We start from the raw sequence: 249 nt of genomic DNA on the forward strand, positions 1-249 counted from the left end.
TAAAGCACCATCGCCGCCGCTTCCGGCGCCGGGGTGCGATAGATGCGGATCGGGATCGGGTGCGAAGGCGTGGCAATGGCGGTTGTTTCCGCCGTGACGTCTTCGGGATAGCCGGCAAAGAACTCGCGGCACAGCCGGTCGTAGATGTCGCGCTGCCGATCGATCGTGTAGTCGATCGTGTCCGGCGGATAGTAGGAATTGGTCCGCTCGATGAAGGCCCAGGTCTCTGCGTCGATGAGTTTCTTGTAG

General features: G+C 61.4%; 1 pseudogene. It reads right to left on the reverse strand.

What is annotated here, in order from left to right:
• A pseudogene (locus AC0L20_RS41540) lies at window positions 1–249 on the reverse strand (esterase); the annotation flags it as partial.

The organism is Bradyrhizobium sp. Kon58 (assembly GCF_055807455.1).